The following is a 16,065-nucleotide window of genomic DNA, read 5'->3' as shown; positions in this document are numbered from 1 at the left end:
TAAGATTTACTAACTAAATGATGTAAGGCCGTGATGTGATGAGTTATAAAAGAACACCCAGTCATCAAAAATATGTAAATAAAAAAAGAATCATTCAATGCATCCAAGAATGTTCACCCATTTCAAGAGCTGAAATCGCCGTTAAGCTTCAGCTAAGCAAACCAACAGTTTCTCAGGCTGTGGATGAACTTATACAGGAGAAATGGGTATTGGAGAAAGGAATAGGAGAATCCTCATCTCAAGGCGGGAGGAGGCCCATCCAGCTCTTTTTTAATGAAAAGGCTGCCTATATCATCGGTGTCGATATAGGCGGGACGAAAGTGAAAATCGTTTTAAGTGATTTAAGCGGCAACATCCTTGCCGGCACTAGTTTTTCAACTAACACTTATTTAAAATCAGGGCTTCTTAAACAAATGGCGATTGAAACGGAACGGTTAATTGCAAAGAATCAGATTGCGAAAGTAAGGATATTGGGGATGGGAGTCGGTATCCCTGGTATTACGCAAACGGCAAGCGGATTGGTAATAGAGGCACCGAGTTTAGGATGGGTACAATATCCATTTATAGCAGAAGCGAAGCGTTATTTTGATTTCCCGATCTTTCTGGACAATGATGTAAACGCGGCTGCACTAGGGGAACAGTGGCTGGGTAATGCACAAAATAAGCGGAATCTGCTGTTCATTGCGGTGGGCACGGGGATCGGAAGCGGCATTATCTTGAATAACCAGTTATACAGAGGGGCTTCCAGTGCAGCTGGGGAAATGGGATATATGGTGACGGACAAAGAGGATATAAAACGTGAATTCAAGCCGATTTTCCATAGATACGGCTATTTGGAAAGTGTTGCAGGAGGAAAGTCGATTGGCGGTCATTTCACCAGGGAGGTCCTCAAGGATCCTCATCATTTTTTATTCGAACGGGCCAAATCTTCCGAACTATCGGGGGAGGATGCTTTTTTTGCAGCAAAAAAAGGAGACACGACAGCCATTGCCGTCATAAATGAAGCCATCGAACATTTAGCCTGCGGAATTGTAAATGCGGCTAGTTTGCTAAATCCGGAAGTGATCATTTTAGGAGGTGGTGTATTAAATTCTTCTGAATACATTTTACCTAGAATTCGGGAGATCGTTGATCGATATCTTCCAAGTTTAGTAGAAATGAAAACTTCACAACTGGGAGAAAACGCAGGAGTGCTTGGAGCGGTTTCCCTATTCTTAAGGGAACATGATGGCATTTTGAATTTTCGTGATGAGGGGGATTATTAATGAAAAATAGGAAAAAGTCGCTTGTTTCAGTTATGGCCTTATCGGCAGCGCTATTGATTTCGGGATGTAACGATACAGATACGAAAACGAATTCGGATACTGGCGGTGCCAAGGGAGAAAAGGGTGAGCTGGAAGATAAAATCGTTGTTTATTCACCGCATGGCAAAGATATTTTATCAAAATTCGAAAAGCAGTTCGAAGATAAGTATGGTATTGATGTTGAGTGGCTTGATATGGGTTCCCAGGAAATTCTTGACCGTGTTCGATCAGAGAAAAGCAATCCGCAGGCAGACGTTTGGTGGGGTGCACCTTCCACGAACTTCAATCAGGCAAAGGATGATGGGCTGCTGGCTGCTTATAAGCCTAGCTATTCCGATAGTCTCGATGAAGGATTCCGCGATCCGGAATGGTATTGGACAGGAACGAGCCAGACACCGGAAGTCATCATGTATAACAGCAAAGAGCTATCAAAAGACGAGGTACCGAAAGATTGGGATGAGCTGCTTGATCCGAAGTGGAAAGACGAAATAATCATCCGCTATCCGTTAGCCTCCGGAACGATGAGGACAATTTTTTCTGCGATGATCTATCGTACGTATAAGGATACAAATGATCCGAAAGAAGGGTATGACTGGTTAAAGAAGCTCGACCAAAACACAAAGGAATATTCAGCGAATCCTGAAATGATGTATAACAAGGTAGCCAAAGGGGAGGGGTCACTTTCCGTTTGGGCAATGCCGGATGTTGTCATGCTTAAGGAAAATAAAAATTATCCATTTGAGTTCGTCATTCCGAAAAGCGGAACACCAGTATTGACAGAAGGTATCGCCATCGTTGAAGGTGCCAAGCATCCAAAAGCGGCAGAGGCCTTTTATGAGTTTGTGAATACACCTGAAGCCGCAAAAACTTTGGCAGAAGAATTTTACAGGATTCCGACCAGAAGTGATGTGAAGGGTTTACCTGAATGGATCACGGAAACAGAAATTAAAGCGATGGATATTGATTGGAAGGCATTCGAGGAAAAAGGTGACGAGTGGATGAAATACTGGGACGAAAATATTAAAAGTGGAGATAAAGAAATTAAAGAATAAGGAAGTGTCGTTGGGATGGCGTCAATAAAAATGGAAAATGTCCAAAAAGCCTTCGGGAAAACGATAGCTGTTGACCAGTTAAATCTGGAAATCAAAGAAGGTGAGTTTTTTACCTTTCTTGGTCCAAGCGGCTGCGGTAAAACGACAACGCTTCGGATGATTGCCGGTTTTTATTATCCGACAAAAGGTGTCGTCCGATTTGGCGACAAAGATATGACGCGTGTACCTCCGGAGAAAAGAAATACAGGCATGGTTTTTCAAAACTATGCCCTCTTTCCCCACATGACTGTTTTTGAAAATGTAGCGTTTGGCTTGCGTGTCAGAAAGGTTTCTCCTGCTGACTTAAAAAGGAGAGTGCTGGATGCCCTCCAAAAGGTCAGGCTGGAGAGCTACTCGGATCGTCAAGTGAGCCAGTTAAGCGGAGGACAGCAACAGCGGGTGGCCCTTGCGAGAGCACTGGTCATTGAACCGGAGATATTACTGCTGGATGAACCATTAAGTAATCTGGATGCCAAGCTTCGTGATGAAATGAGAGTGGAAATCTTAAGGCTGCAGCGTGATTATAAGATTACCACCATTTATGTCACACATGATCAGGCTGAGGCATTATCCATGAGTGATCGGATCGCTGTGTTCAATTATGGTGTATGTCACCAGGTCGGGACGCCAACAGAAATTTATAATCGGCCGGCCAATGACTTTGTGGCGAGTTTTATAGGCGAGATTAATCTATTGCCCGTTCAAGTCGAAAAAGTTCAACAAGATAATATAGAGGTTGCCCTTAAAGGTAGTGAACAACCGATTAAATTGAATGTGGAAAATCAAGCTAGAGAAGGAATTTCAATCTTACAGACTGATGTTGACCTTGCTGTTTCGATTCGTCCTGAAGCAATCAGAATTCTGGATGTGACCGAAGAAGGAATGAATATCTTTAAAGGTAAAATAAATTCCGTCCAATTCTTTGGATCTGTTATGAATGTCATGGTGGATGTTCAAGACGTGTCACTAAGGGTCGACGTATTTAACACCCATGATTTTGGATACTTTTATCAAGGAAAGGAAGTGTATGTCCAGCTTCCCGAGAAACAGCTGCGTCTTATCCCTGTCATAAGCGGTGATGCTCCATGATTAAAAATCGTGTTACGAGATTGACGGTTTGGCTCCTTCTACCAGTTGCATTGGTGCTTGTAGCATATGTACTCTACCCATCGTTGAGGACCTTTATAGAAAGTCTGCAAAAAGACGGAATGATATCCCTTGGAAATTATCAGGACTTCTTCGTACAGGAATCGAAAACGAACTTAGAGGCTCTTTGGAATTCTGTTTATATATCCTTATTGAGTGTATTGGTCAGTGCCTTGATTGGCATTCCGCTCGCATTCATTTTTAACCGTTACGATTTTCCCGGCAGAAGCTTCTTTTCATCAGCAGCGATTTTGCCGATTGTCCTGCCATCATTGGTAGGGGTCATGGCCTTTATGTTTTTATATGGAGAATCGGGATTGGTTCCAAATGCCATCAAGGACCTGTTTGGTCTTGATAAGGTTCCATTCAAGATTGGCGGGGTATCGGGAATTCTTATCGTGCATGCCTATACGATGTATGTTTATTTTTATATGACTGTATCCGCTGCAATCAATAAAATAGACCCCTCACTTGAAGAAGCCGCTTATAACTTAGGCGCAAATAAATTCAAGGTTTTTTGGAAGGTGACATTTCCATTATTGACACCTGCCATCGTTGCCGCCTCTTTACTTGTTTTCATGATATCAATGGCTTCTTTCAGTGCCCCGTTTTTATTAGCTGGCGGATACAGGGTGTTGAGCCTGCAAATTTATTTTTCAAAAATCAATGGTGATATGGAAATTGCCGCTACTCAATCGGTCATTCTATCCATCGTTTCGATTTCATTTCTATTATTCATGCGTTGGTATCAGAATAGGAAGGATTATCGCATGGCTTCGAAAGGAATTGGCGCACACAGGAGTGAAGTGAAGAACCCGTTCATGAAATGGGTGATGGTCGTAACGGGTATCATCGGCGTAATTATTCTGCTTTTACCGCATTTTACGATTCTTTTGCTTTCACTAGTACCTGATGGAACCTGGACATTTCAAACGTACCCCACAGTATTTAATGTGGAAAATTACCGGCTTTTGTTTGAAGATCCTAATATCTTCAAACCGCTACGAAATAGTTTACTGATGGCGGTCATTGCAACGTTGGCAAATCTGGTGTTTGGGGTCATAGCGTCCTATGTACTTGTCAAACGGAAATTCGTCGGGAAAAGCCTTGTCGATATTCTAGTCATGATTCCTTGGGCGTTGCCTGCAACGGTCATAGGGATGAACTTGATATTCGCATTCAATGAACCTAGCGTTTTTTCCTTTGGTCAAATATTGGTAGGAACATTTTGGATTTTGCCGCTTGCCTATTTCATCAGGCATATTCCACTCGTTGTCCGCTCGACTAATGCCGTTCTGGAGCAGCTGGATGATTCGATTGAGGAAGCAGCCAGAAACTTGGGAGCTAAGTGGTTTTATACCTTCAGAAGGGTCATATTTCCGATTATTATGCCAGGTGTTTTATCAGGGACATTATTGGCATTTATCGAATCTGTGGGGGAATTCCCGACCTCGGTCCTGTTGTACACGATTTCAAACAGGCCCATATCCATTGAAATCATGAATCAGCTTAGGATGTTCAATATGGGGCAGGCAGCCGCATATGGGATGATTCAAATCACGCTGATTGTAATCGTTCTCTTTATTTCGAACAAGTTTTTTGGAATCAAAGCGGAAAAAGCTTTATAAATCGGAGGTTCAAAGATGAGCAGGCTTGAAGAGTTTATCAAAAATGAAGGTAGTGTCTTTCCCGGAAAAACCTATGCTAGAGAGCTTCTGATGCCTGTTTTTAATGATCAAAGAGATTACTTATTTCATGCAATGTTCGATATTCATCGGGCACATGTCATCATGCTTTCGGAACAAAAGATCATTAAAGATGAAGAGGCGAAAACCATGCTTGATGGGATTCGGAAAGTGGCCCAAACAGATCTCGCGCAGTTGATCTATCAGCCCCAATTCGAAGACTTATTCTTCATGATGGAGGCAAAGATCGGTGAGGAAATCGGTCATGAACTTGCAGGGAAGATTCATATCGGCCGCAGTCGTAATGATATGGGAGTCGCAATGTACCGGCTTGTTTTGAGAGGTCATCTGCTCCAATTGATAGGCTATGCAAACCAATTGAACGAAGCATTCTTAGTGCAGGCTGAAAAACATACAGAAACCTATATTACAGGTTATACGCATACCCAACCGGCTCAGCCGACTACAATAGGACATTACTTTTTAGCCATTTATGATGTGCTTCAAAGGGATATTGGCAGATTGTGGTCAGCCTATGAAACGGTTAACCAATCCCCTTTGGGTGCGGCCGCGTTAACGACCACCGGTTTTCCGATCAGTCGGAACCGTACTGCTGATCTGCTTGGGTTTGATTCGGTGATTGAGAATTCCTATGACTCGATAGGCGGGGCAGATTATTTATTGGAAACCGCAACTGCAATCATGACGTGCATGGTCAATACAGGGAGATGGATTCAAGATTTCCTGCAGCATGTGACAAGGGAGTTTGGAACATTTCATGTGGCGGATCCTTATGTTCAAGTGAGCAGCATCATGCCGCAAAAAAGAAATCCAGTCTCAATTGAACATTCCCGTTCAATTGCAAGCAGTGCGTATGGTGATGCACTTGCTGCAATGAATATGATCCACAATACACCATTTGGTGATATCGTCGATACGGAAGATGATTTACAGCCGCATTTATATCGAGCTTTTTCGAATGCAGGCCGTGTCATGAAACTAATGTATGCCGTCATATCGACTTTGAAAGTAAATGAAGAACATACAAAGAAAATGGCCGCAAAATCCAGTATAACGGTTACTGAATTAGCGGATACCCTATCAAGAGATTACGACATATCCTTTAGAAAAGCCCATTCCATAGCCAGTACTATTGCAAAACGGTCAATTAGTGAAGGGAAAGAGCTATATGATTGGGACACACAAGAAATCAACAGTATCATCAATGAATTCGTTTCAGTGAACATAGCTGAAGACGAATGGAAAAAAATAATCTCTCCCGAATATTTTGTGGAGATAAGAAGCATTCAAGGCGGGCCCTCCCCGAAAGAGGTTACGAGAATGATTGTAAATAGAAAACAAAAACTGGAACAAGAGTTGCAAGAATATAAGAAAATGGTCAAAGAATTGAATGATGGCAGGAAGGCTTTAGTGGATTACTGAAGGTGCGGGGTAAAAAGGAAATGAGCTTTAACGGACATGAAATTCACGAGTATTTGCACCAAATTCACGAGTAAAAACATGAAACTCACGAGTAAAAGTCCGAACCTCCTGAAGAGAGTATTTTTTGTCGGCTTGGACGAAATACGATGCATTTTATCTGTTAACAGAGAAAGCTTCCTATTTTATGATATATAGTCATTCTTTATTAGGGTGGCTATTTTTTTGAATTTTATTGAAACTGAGATATCCCCATTAACAATAAATGTAGATTATTTCCAAAGGCAATGCCGTTATTTGTAAAATATATAATATGAGGCAGAATGTTAATGTCAAATAGATTTCAGTTCGGTTTTATCCTGATTTTAATAGCTTTCGTAATATCGATTATTTTTTGCTTGAATCCGGAAGCTTTATTAAGAGGTGGATATGACTTAGCTATTGATGGTCTGGTAGTATCCAGAACCTTGATGATTATTTTTTCGTTGTATTTATTAGTTAAAATAGGGGATTTGTTTATAAACAGAAAAGATTAATAGTCTAAAATGAGACTTCCTATAATCAAACTTGAGAAAAAGGACATTATGCTTTGTCTGTCGATAATAAGGAAGGCTCAGTCTTTTGACTATAGTTTCTTTAGGTTTTTACAATTTGAGCGAGTGCCTGAGGGGTCTCCCCTGGAAACGCTTTTCTAAGCAGGAGTCTCGTACACCCGCTCCAATCAACTTTGTTTTAACTTTTTGATAGAATCCTATTGTCTACAAACGGAGGCTCAGTCTTTTGACTGAGCCTCCAATGTTTATTTATCCAGAATAACCAGTTTCAAAGTTGCTTCATATATCGTTAACGGATTTAGGTTCCAACTGAACCGCATGCTTTCTGAAAGCAAGACTTACCGTGATCATCACAATGAAATTGACTGCCAATGCGATGATTCCCACATTCAAATCTTTCGCTGCTTGCGGCAAGGATGGAAACAAGGTCCCTATTGTCGATTGACTTAGTGTAATGCAGATTACGATGGCCAATCCGGTGATGATACCGGTGATTGCACCAAATTTATTGATCGGATTATTCCTTTTCAGACTAAAGAGAAGGGACGGGAAAAGCTGTGTGATGAGACTGTATCCCATAAGAATTAATGCCGACATCGTTTCACCGCCGTTTAAGGTGAAGTAGACGGCTATAAGGGCAATGACTGGCACAAGGAACTTTGCCAACCGTACAATGTGGCGATCGGATACTGCGGGTGCAAATTCCTTATAAACGTTTTTCGCGAGCAGTGTAGCGACGCTCATCAAAAGCATGGATCCCGGCACCAATGCGGTCAACAATCCAGCTCCGCCGATTATGCCTATAAACCATGGATCAAAGGTCTCGATCGAAAGGCGCAGCAATGAGAGGTCTGCATCTGCCCCAACGAGTCCGGGCACTTTCAATATAGCTGTAAACCCAACGAAAAAGACGAATAACAGCATGAGTGTATATAAAGGGCTGATGATGGCGTTTTTTCGAAATACCTTGCCGCTGCGTGCTGAATAAACAGCGCTGAAAACTTGTGGCCACATATAGAAACCGAATACGAGCAATATTACCGTGGAGATGAACCATGATACGCTAAGCCCCTGATCAGGGAACTTTAGAAAACCAGGCTTGGCCGCATCAACCGCTTCAAACATCGGCTGAAATCCGCCAAAGTAATGTATCGGCAGATAAATTCCCAAAAATCCTATTATGGCGACCATCATGATATCTTTAATGACCGCTGTCCAAACTGAACCGTGGATACCGGAAATCATCACATAAATGGTAAGGCTGATCGCCCCCATCCAAACTGCCTCGGACATTGAGATGGCACCATAAGATGCTTCCGAGACAATGATCCCCAATCCTTTCAGCTGCACGACGATCACTGGAATCATCGACACCACACCGACAAGCGCAGCCAAAATTCCTAAACTGGGACTCTTATATTTGTTTACAAAGAAATCGGATTGAGACATCAGTTTATTTTCTTTGGCATATCTCCATATTTCCGGTAGGAGCCAATAGGATAATACGTAAGATAAAGTAATGTAAATGAGAACATATAGAGCGGGTGCACCCTTGCCATAAGCCCAGCCGCTGCCGCCAAGGAAGGAGAAGGTCGTATAGATTTCCCCGGCCATCAGCAGAAAGACGAATATCGCACCAAAACCGCGTCCGCCCACCGTCCATTGTTCCAAGTCCATATCTTTTCCTTTTGAAGAGCGTATGCCTAAAAATATCGATAGAAGTAAAAATGCTAAAATGATTAAGAGAGCAATATTCATTCCTGGTCACCTTCCCGGTTCCTGGGATCCAGCTTATACATGATGCCGAGTATGGCAGAGGTAAGGACCACCCACATAGCCATCCAGAACATATTGAAAGGCATCCCTAATACATATGGTTCTATTTTATTAACAAAAGGTAGAAATACGAGTATGCCTATAAAAGGAACTAGAGTAAGAATATATATAATCTTCACTAAACAAACCCCTCCGTTTTTAAATAAAGTGAAACGCCCACCAATGGGGGTTTATTCTTCAATGCCACTGATGGATGGGTGAACCAAACCGGGATGAAAAATTCATACATGGCGGAAAAGGTCCGATGATATATATTAGCTTACACTATTTTGATATAAAATTTAATGCAGTTGCCTGATATATTTTAGCAACAGTTCGCAGACAGCCGAATCCAAATGTGTTCATAAGACAGATAAAGCCTTGAATTCATATTGAGTTCAAGGCTTTATTTCCTTTAGCTATCTTTTTTCCGATAGTTATATAGTATCACCAAGAGGATGAACCAGATTGGGGTCAAGAGCAGTGATAGTCGTGTAGCTTCAGCGAATAGCATAACAATAAGGATGAACAGGAATAATCCTAAAATGGCGTAATTGACAAAAGGTGTAAAAGGAGCCTTGAAAGTCGATTCGGCTCTTAGGTCAGGCCTTGTTTTCGAATATTTGATATGGGAGATCAAGATAATGCTCCATACCCATATGAAACAGATGGCACTGATGGTAGTCACGACAGTAAATGCCTGTTCAGGTATCAGCTTGCTTAATAATGCCCCTATTGATACAACGATTGTGGATGTTAATAAGGCATTGCTCGGAACAGCCTGTTTATTTAATTTTTCCAGTTTAGCAGGGGCTTCTCCATTCCTGCTTAACGTATAGAGTATTCGGCTTGTTGAAAATAAACCGCTGTTGCATGCAGAAGCAGCGGATGTCAAAACGACGAAGTTGATGATCCCTGCAGCGACGGGAATGCCAATTAACGCAAAGACCTCTACAAATGGACTGCTCGTGGCATTCAATTGTGTCCATGGGTTGACGCAGAGAATGACGAATATGGCACCAACATAGAAAAGTAAAATCCGGACAGGGATTTTATTGATGGCAGATGGAATGTTCTTTCTCGGGTTCGCCGTTTCTGCTGCAGAAACCCCGACCAATTCGACACCGACAAATGAGAAGACGACCAACTGTAAAGATAGTAGGAATCCGGAAATGCCATTGGGGAACATGCCACCATGATTCCATAGGTTCGTTAGGGAAACCGTTCCGGTATTGGTATTGAAGCCGATGATCAAAAGAAAGATTCCTACGATGATCAAGGCGATGATCGTGATTACTTTAATGATGGCAAACCAGAATTCCAATTCGCCAAATATCTTAACGGTCAATAGGTTCAATCCTAACAGAATGACCAGGCATATTAGAGCCGGAATCCATTGAGGGACATCAAACCAATATTGTATATAGACACCGACAGCTATGATATCGGCCATTGCGGTCATGATCCAACAGAACCAATATGTCCAACCTGTCACGAAGCCGGCCCATGGACCGACATATTCAGTTGCGAATTCAGTGAATGATACATACCCTGCATTGGATAAGAGCAATTCCCCCAGGGCCCTCATCACAAAAAACAAGGCAATCCCTATTATCAGATAAGAGAATAATATGGAAGGTCCCGCCAATTGTATAGCTTTTCCTGAACCTAAAAATAACCCGGTGCCAATGGTTCCTCCTATTGCAATCAGTTGTACATGTCGATTTTTTAAATCTCTTTTCAATTCTTGTTTAGCCAATTCGTACGCCCCCGTCTTTTATAGTCTTGGTAGTGAATGTTTTTACCTGCATGGTCTTGGAGAGAGGGACGTGATTATTTCGCCCAGCTGGCCTTTCCCATTGGTTTTAAAGTTGGTGTTTTTAGTCCAATCACAAAATGGACAATAAAAAAAGAGATTGGATAATACCAATCTCTTAAAGGGCTCAGAATAACAATTTTATCATTCGTTACTCTTCTGTCCTTTTGCCTGAGATTGTGAATCCTTCGGCGCTGTATCTTGTACAGTCTCTCCAGAAGCTGCTCCTGCTATAGTGTCATCCATAGCATTCATCGCTTGCTTGTATGCGGTTGTGAAGAAATGTCAGTCAGTGAAAATCTATCACTGCTGGAGCATTCATTATACTTATAAAATAATATTGGAATTCTATCATCTATTTTTCGGTAGGTCAACAAGTTTTTTTGAAGTGAAACTGGCCTTATCTGCAGTTTATAGTGGGTTGTATTTAACTTAAGGTTTAAGCAGAAGTGATCTTTTTGAACGATCACTATAATAAAATACTGAACATCATTTTTTTAAAATGATATTTTTAGACTGGGAAAATCGACAAGATATTATTGGTAACTGTTTATTTCAAAAATACAATTGTATTTTTACAGAATATTTACTATTATAAGATAAGAAAACGTAATTGAAGTGTTATGTAATATTGATTAGGATAAAGCATTTCTAACTGCAATAATTAATAGAGAGTCGTTCGTGGTAAGGATAGTAAAACATTACCGATATTGCATCTGGGGGAGTTAATCATGTCGAACAAGGAATTAAAGAGAGGGCTGGAATCACGACATATTCAAATGATAGCTTTGGGCGGAACCATCGGAGTCGGGTTATTCATGGGATCTGCGAGCACGATCAAATGGACCGGGCCCTCTGTAATGCTTGCTTATGCCATCGCAGGTATTTTTATATTTTTCATCATGCGTTCCATGGGTGAGATGTTATATTTAGAACCGACTACAGGTTCTTTTGCAACCTTTGCGAGCAGCTATATACATCCTTTGGCAGGTTATATGACTGCTTGGAGCAATTGGTTTCAATGGGTAATCGTCGGAATGTCCGAAATCATCGCGGTTGGGTTGTATATGCAATATTGGTTCCCGGAGTTACCTGCTTGGATACCAGGTGTGGTAGCCATGATCATCTTGGGGGCGGCCAACCTCATTTCCGTAAAATCATTCGGGGAATTTGAATTCTGGTTTGCGCTTATAAAAATCATAACGATTATATTGATGATCGTTGCCGGCCTGGGCCTTATCTTCTTTGGGATAGGCAATGGCGGGGATGCGATTGGATTATCGAATCTATGGGCAAATGGCGGCTTCTTTACGGGAGGCTGGACAGGATTCTTCTTTGCGCTTTCACTTGTCGTGGCTTCCTATCAAGGCGTTGAGCTTATCGGCATCACGGCCGGTGAAGCGAAAGACCCAACGAAGACCGTAACAAAAGCGATTCAATCAATCATATGGCGTATATTGATTTTCTATATTGGTGCCATATTCGTAATCGTGACAGTCTTCCCTTGGGATCAACTGGATGACTTAGGCAGCCCATTCGTTTCAACCTTTGCCAAAATCGGTATCACTGCGGCGGCAGGAATCATCAATTTTGTCGTAATCACTGCGGCAATGTCCGGATGCAACAGTGGGATTTTCAGTGCAGGACGTATGCTTTACACACTGGCATTGAATGGCCAAGCTCCGAAAGTCTTTGCTAAAGTATCCAAAAATGGAGTGCCGGCATATTGCACGATCGCTGTACTATTAGGATTGGGCATCGGGGTTATCCTGAATTACCTTGCACCGCCGCAATTATTCCTTTATGTGTATAGTGCGAGTGTATTGCCCGGGATGATTCCATGGTTTGTCTTACTTATCAGTGAGCTTAAATTCAGAAAGGTAAATGCCGCTGAAATGGAGAAGCATCCTTTCAGAATGCCGTTGGCCCCTTACAGTAACTATGCGACAATAGCCTTTTTACTGATGGTGCTGGTGGGTATGTGGATCAATCCGAGTACCCGGATTTCCTTGGTTGTCGGGATCGTTTTCCTAGCCTTGGTCGTGGCAAGTTATTACATGCTGAAAATGGATAAACGAACACCGTTGGATGTTAAATCCGATGATGAAATTTCAGGATGAAAAATTCTATTAGAAAGCCCTTCTCTTAATTCGAGAAGGGCTTTTGTTGTCTTTGTGGATCAATTGTTAGAATTCACGAGTAAATCAGCGAAATTCACGAGTAAAGTAGTTGAATTCACGAGTAAATCAGCGAAATTCACGAGTAAAGTAGTTGAATTCACGAGTAAAGTAGTTGAATTCACGAGTAAATCGGCAAAACTCACGAGTAAAGCCGTGGAATTCACGAGTAAAGCTAATTTGACCCCATAACAAGGGAGACCAGTAGGGGGAATGAATCAAAAAGCCTATGGAGTGAGAATTCCTGCCAGATTTTTTCATCTTTACACAAGGAAGTTTTTATACAAATTACCGGGCGTACCGTAACACCAAATGATGCGCTCCACATGAACGAATATAAACAGCGTCTATTCCAGACGATTTTCCACTGACATCAAGTCCGCGATATAGCTTAGGATTTGTTGGTTCCAATGCAGAAATCGAGCCAAATGGGACACCAATCCAAGTAAAGAACGCAAGTATAGTAAGTATTATTTTTTAACAATATTTATTCGCCGAGAATAAAATTCTAAGTTGTGTACAACATTCTTTTCATAAGTTAAGTTCAGCCTTTTCCTGCTTGGAATCCTGGATATTTGGTCATTCCGCCATCAGCGTATAAGGTCATTCCCGTTACGTAGCTCGATTCGGCGGAAGCTAGCCAAGCGGCACAAGCGGCAATTTGTTCCGGTTTTCCGATGTATCCCATCGGTATCAGGTCGATGACTTCTTGTTTGGCTTTTGGGTCATTGAATTTTTCGGCATTGATGGGTGTGTCGATTGCCCCAGGTGAAATATTATTAATGCGAATCCCTTTAGGAGCATATTCAAGTGCAAGGGTTTCTGTCATCATCTTCACTCCGCCCTTACTTGCTGCATAGTGGACAAAATGAGGCCAAGGTATCCGGTCATGGACGGAAGACATGTTAATGATATTGCCCTTGATACCATGATCGAGCATATAATTGATTGCTTCCCTGCTTGCCAGGAACATCCCCGTTAGATTTACATCGATGACTTTCTGCCAATCTTCAAGAGTCAATTTTTCGCTGGGCACTTCATTTTCAATACCAGCATTGTTGATCATGATGTCGATTGTACCAAAGGTGTCCACAGCGAAAGAAAGCAATTTCTTCACATCCGCTTCTTTAGAAACGTCACCTTGAATGGCTGCGGCTTTCCCACCTGCAGCTTCAATCGTTTTGATGATTTCCTTATGGTCGCCATTTTCAGTGTGATAATTTAATACGACATGTGCTTTTTCTTTACCGAACCTTTCGGCCATGGCTTTTCCTAACCCTTTTGCCGCCCCAGTGATCACGACCACTTTTTTCTCTAAATCGTCATACATCATTCATCTCTCCTTTAACTATTCTTTTGTGAAGCCGATCATGATTCCGCCAGCAATTACGAGTACACACCCGATGATGACGAAGGCCATTTGCTTTTTGGATTTTTTCTCTCCTAAAAGAAAGATGCCGCCTAAAGTGGAAATGACGATTCCCATTTGGGAAAATGAGAATGCGATGGCAACGCCAACTTTTGGATTAGCGAGCAAGAGACCGATATTTCCGACTGCCCACATCATTCCGGTTAGAATATTTCGTCCGGCATACTTATTAAACGGTTTATGTTTGATTGAAAGGAGCAAGGCAGCCAGGAACATGCCAATTGCTTGCGGCAGGATCGCCGACCATCCGTCAACTTCATTCCATCTAACGACGATGACATATGTAACATAACCCATCGTAGAAATGGCAAGGTAAAAAACCCCTTTTTTCATGCTTCCTTCTTTTTTGTTATCACCATCACCGTAGCTAGTCAGCAAGACACCTGTAATCAAACAGATTATTGCAACAATGCCGATGGTGATTGTCATCTTGTCATTCCATTCCCTGAAAATGATAACCGCAAAAAATGTATTCCCTAGAATTTGCAGGCCTGTTGAGATTGGAACGGTTTTTGATACCCCGATTTCCTTCACGCTATTGAATTGAAATAACTGCCCGAATGCCCAGCCTATCCCGGAAATGATGCCGACAATCCACACTGTACCGCTCCATTCCGGCTGATTGATGAAAGACATCATGATGGCGAACAGTAATGAACCGATTGTAATGCCAAGTGTTTGATTATAGGAGTTGCCTCCGAGTTTTTCGGAAACAAGCACTAAGCTGCCCCATGTCAATGCAGGCAGGAGCGCAAAGAGAAAACCTTCCACAAAATTTCATCTCCTAAACTAGAAAACAATGTTTTTATCAATATAAAATAGTAAGTTAGTAAGCTATTGAATGTATGTATAGTTTTCCCTTTACACGGGAAAGAAAACATGGTTTTAATTTACCAATTTTCCATTTTATTTTTCAGGAGTGATTCAATGAAATAATAAGTGGTTTATGGTACTTTTAATTTAAAAAATAGTTAGGAGAAATAGTATGACGACACTGAATGAATGGTTTGAAAAGGGGATTTCTGCTCAAGAATTTGTATCTTCGATGAAAGTTCATAAAGAAAACTTACAATCGATCCAGGATGGTTTTTCCATTTCTGCAGAGGACCAAGGTTTTTTTGATGCATTAAAGAAGAAGGAACTTCGAGCCATTGTCATTACTGAAGACTGGTGCGGAGATGCGATGATGAATATTCCTATACTGCTGAATATATCTGAAGCGGCAAATATTGAAACCCGCATGGTTTTACGAGATCAAAATCTTGAACTGATGGATCAATACCTAACGAATGGAACAGCGCGTTCGATTCCCATTTTTATATTCATTGATAAGAATGGTGAAGAAAAAGCTGTTTGGGGGCCTCGTGCACCAAAGGTACAAGAGTACGTAATGGAGTTAAGGTCTGACCTGCCTCCCAAGGATGATGAACGTTTCGAGGCAGAGCAAAAAGCATTCATTAAAAAGATAACTGCGGCTTTTGCTGAAGAAAAACACCTGTGGGACGAAGTATACGGCAGTATAAAGGAAGCATTGGGGAACTGCTGAAATCGGATATATCACTTTTAGTCCTGTCCCATAACGGGTGGGATTTCTTCCATAAAATGAAG

Annotated in this window: 13 protein-coding genes and 1 riboswitch; of the genes, 8 read left to right on the top strand and 5 right to left on the bottom strand. The window is 41.7% G+C overall.

All coding sequences use genetic code 11. The features are described 5' to 3' along the window. Nucleotides 1-38 precede the first annotated feature (38 nt). From ACIQ0C_RS10730 to argH, 5 genes are read left to right on the top strand one after another with little or no spacing between them, the layout of a single operon-like run. Complete coding sequence (locus ACIQ0C_RS10730; RefSeq protein ID WP_403059641.1) at nucleotides 39-1,265, top strand: ROK family transcriptional regulator; 1,227 nt, start codon at nucleotides 39-41, stop codon at nucleotides 1,263-1,265. After that, nucleotides 1,265-2,356, top strand: a complete 1,092-nt coding sequence (locus tag ACIQ0C_RS10725; protein ID WP_403059638.1) for an extracellular solute-binding protein — start codon at nucleotides 1,265-1,267, stop codon at nucleotides 2,354-2,356. The genes ACIQ0C_RS10730 and ACIQ0C_RS10725 overlap by 1 nt, the downstream gene beginning before the upstream one ends. A 15-nt stretch (nucleotides 2,357-2,371) precedes the next feature. Continuing rightward, entirely contained in the window at nucleotides 2,372-3,484 is a 1,113-nt protein-coding gene (locus tag ACIQ0C_RS10720) for an ABC transporter ATP-binding protein (protein ID WP_402838829.1), read from the top strand. After that, nucleotides 3,481-5,169 carry an ABC transporter permease gene (locus ACIQ0C_RS10715; RefSeq protein ID WP_403059635.1) on the top strand — a complete coding sequence of 563 codons (1,689 nt, stop codon included), beginning with the start codon at nucleotides 3,481-3,483 and terminating at the stop codon, nucleotides 5,167-5,169. Before ACIQ0C_RS10720 ends, ACIQ0C_RS10715 begins: the two co-directional genes overlap by 4 nt. A gap of 15 nt (nucleotides 5,170-5,184) precedes the next feature. Beyond that, nucleotides 5,185-6,669, top strand: a complete 1,485-nt coding sequence (argH, locus tag ACIQ0C_RS10710) for an argininosuccinate lyase (protein ID WP_403059632.1) — start codon at nucleotides 5,185-5,187, stop codon at nucleotides 6,667-6,669. An 830-nt stretch (nucleotides 6,670-7,499) separates the two neighbouring features. Here the strand turns inward: argH and ACIQ0C_RS10705 are convergent. The 3 genes from ACIQ0C_RS10705 to ACIQ0C_RS10695 form a co-directional block, all read right to left on the bottom strand. Further along, nucleotides 7,500-8,978: a sodium:solute symporter family protein gene (locus ACIQ0C_RS10705; RefSeq protein WP_403059629.1), complete on the bottom strand. Its 1,479-nt coding sequence runs from the start codon at nucleotides 8,976-8,978 to the stop codon at nucleotides 7,500-7,502. Next, the gene (locus ACIQ0C_RS10700; protein ID WP_402838836.1) at nucleotides 8,975-9,175 is read right to left on the bottom strand and encodes a DUF3311 domain-containing protein; all 201 of its coding nucleotides are present in this window, start codon (nucleotides 9,173-9,175) and stop codon (nucleotides 8,975-8,977) included. Before ACIQ0C_RS10700 ends, ACIQ0C_RS10705 begins: the two co-directional genes overlap by 4 nt. 275 nt (nucleotides 9,176-9,450) lie before the next feature. Next, nucleotides 9,451-10,794: an amino acid permease gene (locus ACIQ0C_RS10695; RefSeq protein WP_403059626.1), complete on the bottom strand. Its 1,344-nt coding sequence runs from the start codon at nucleotides 10,792-10,794 to the stop codon at nucleotides 9,451-9,453. A gap of 206 nt (nucleotides 10,795-11,000) precedes the next feature. Further along, a riboswitch (glycine riboswitch) is annotated at nucleotides 11,001-11,079 on the bottom strand. A gap of 503 nt (nucleotides 11,080-11,582) precedes the next feature. Here ACIQ0C_RS10695 and ACIQ0C_RS10690 point away from each other — a divergent pair. Then, nucleotides 11,583-12,971: an amino acid permease gene (locus ACIQ0C_RS10690; protein WP_403059623.1), complete on the top strand. Its 1,389-nt coding sequence runs from the start codon at nucleotides 11,583-11,585 to the stop codon at nucleotides 12,969-12,971. A 54-nt stretch (nucleotides 12,972-13,025) separates the two neighbouring features. Then, on the top strand, nucleotides 13,026-13,220 hold the full coding sequence (locus ACIQ0C_RS10685; protein WP_403059620.1) for a hypothetical protein: 195 nt from the start codon (nucleotides 13,026-13,028) through the stop codon (nucleotides 13,218-13,220). 352 nt (nucleotides 13,221-13,572) lie between these two features. Here the strand turns inward: ACIQ0C_RS10685 and ACIQ0C_RS10680 are convergent, their stop codons facing one another. Together ACIQ0C_RS10680 and ACIQ0C_RS10675 are read right to left on the bottom strand one after the other, a co-directional pair. After that, on the bottom strand, nucleotides 13,573-14,358 hold the full coding sequence (locus tag ACIQ0C_RS10680; RefSeq protein WP_403059990.1) for a glucose-1-dehydrogenase: 786 nt from the start codon (nucleotides 14,356-14,358) through the stop codon (nucleotides 13,573-13,575). 18 nt (nucleotides 14,359-14,376) lie between these two features. Continuing rightward, nucleotides 14,377-15,228, bottom strand: a complete 852-nt coding sequence (locus ACIQ0C_RS10675) for a GRP family sugar transporter (RefSeq protein WP_403059617.1) — start codon at nucleotides 15,226-15,228, stop codon at nucleotides 14,377-14,379. Between the two features lie 214 nt (nucleotides 15,229-15,442). Between ACIQ0C_RS10675 and ACIQ0C_RS10670 the strand changes: the two genes are divergently transcribed. After that, a complete protein-coding gene (locus tag ACIQ0C_RS10670; protein WP_402838843.1) occupies nucleotides 15,443-16,003 on the top strand; it encodes a thioredoxin family protein in 561 nt (186 codons plus the stop codon). Nucleotides 16,004-16,065 lie beyond the last annotated feature (62 nt).

It is taken from the genome of Peribacillus sp. NPDC096448, assembly GCF_044762675.1.
In the GTDB taxonomy this organism is placed as follows: domain Bacteria; phylum Bacillota; class Bacilli; order Bacillales; family DSM-1321; genus Peribacillus; species Peribacillus frigoritolerans_B.
The sequence above is the reverse complement of the archived record's forward strand: the minus strand, read 5'-3'. Positions and strand labels throughout refer to the sequence as shown.

Excerpts from the sequence above, each read along its gene's own strand:
- ACIQ0C_RS10730 (WP_403059641.1), top strand. The coding sequence starts at position 39 with ATGAGTTATAAAAGAACACCCAGTCATCAAAAATATGTAAATAAAAAA.
- ACIQ0C_RS10725 (WP_403059638.1), top strand. The coding sequence starts at position 1,265 with ATGAAAAATAGGAAAAAGTCGCTTGTTTCAGTTATGGCCTTATCGGCA.
- ACIQ0C_RS10720 (WP_402838829.1), top strand. The coding sequence starts at position 2,372 with ATGGCGTCAATAAAAATGGAAAATGTCCAAAAAGCCTTCGGGAAAACG.
- ACIQ0C_RS10715 (WP_403059635.1), top strand. The coding sequence starts at position 3,481 with ATGATTAAAAATCGTGTTACGAGATTGACGGTTTGGCTCCTTCTACCA.
- argH (WP_403059632.1), top strand. The coding sequence starts at position 5,185 with ATGAGCAGGCTTGAAGAGTTTATCAAAAATGAAGGTAGTGTCTTTCCC.
- ACIQ0C_RS10705 (WP_403059629.1), bottom strand. The coding sequence starts at position 8,978 with ATGAATATTGCTCTCTTAATCATTTTAGCATTTTTACTTCTATCGATA.
- ACIQ0C_RS10690 (WP_403059623.1), top strand. The coding sequence starts at position 11,583 with ATGTCGAACAAGGAATTAAAGAGAGGGCTGGAATCACGACATATTCAA.
- ACIQ0C_RS10680 (WP_403059990.1), bottom strand. The coding sequence starts at position 14,358 with ATGTATGACGATTTAGAGAAAAAAGTGGTCGTGATCACTGGGGCGGCA.
- ACIQ0C_RS10670 (WP_402838843.1), top strand. The coding sequence starts at position 15,443 with ATGACGACACTGAATGAATGGTTTGAAAAGGGGATTTCTGCTCAAGAA.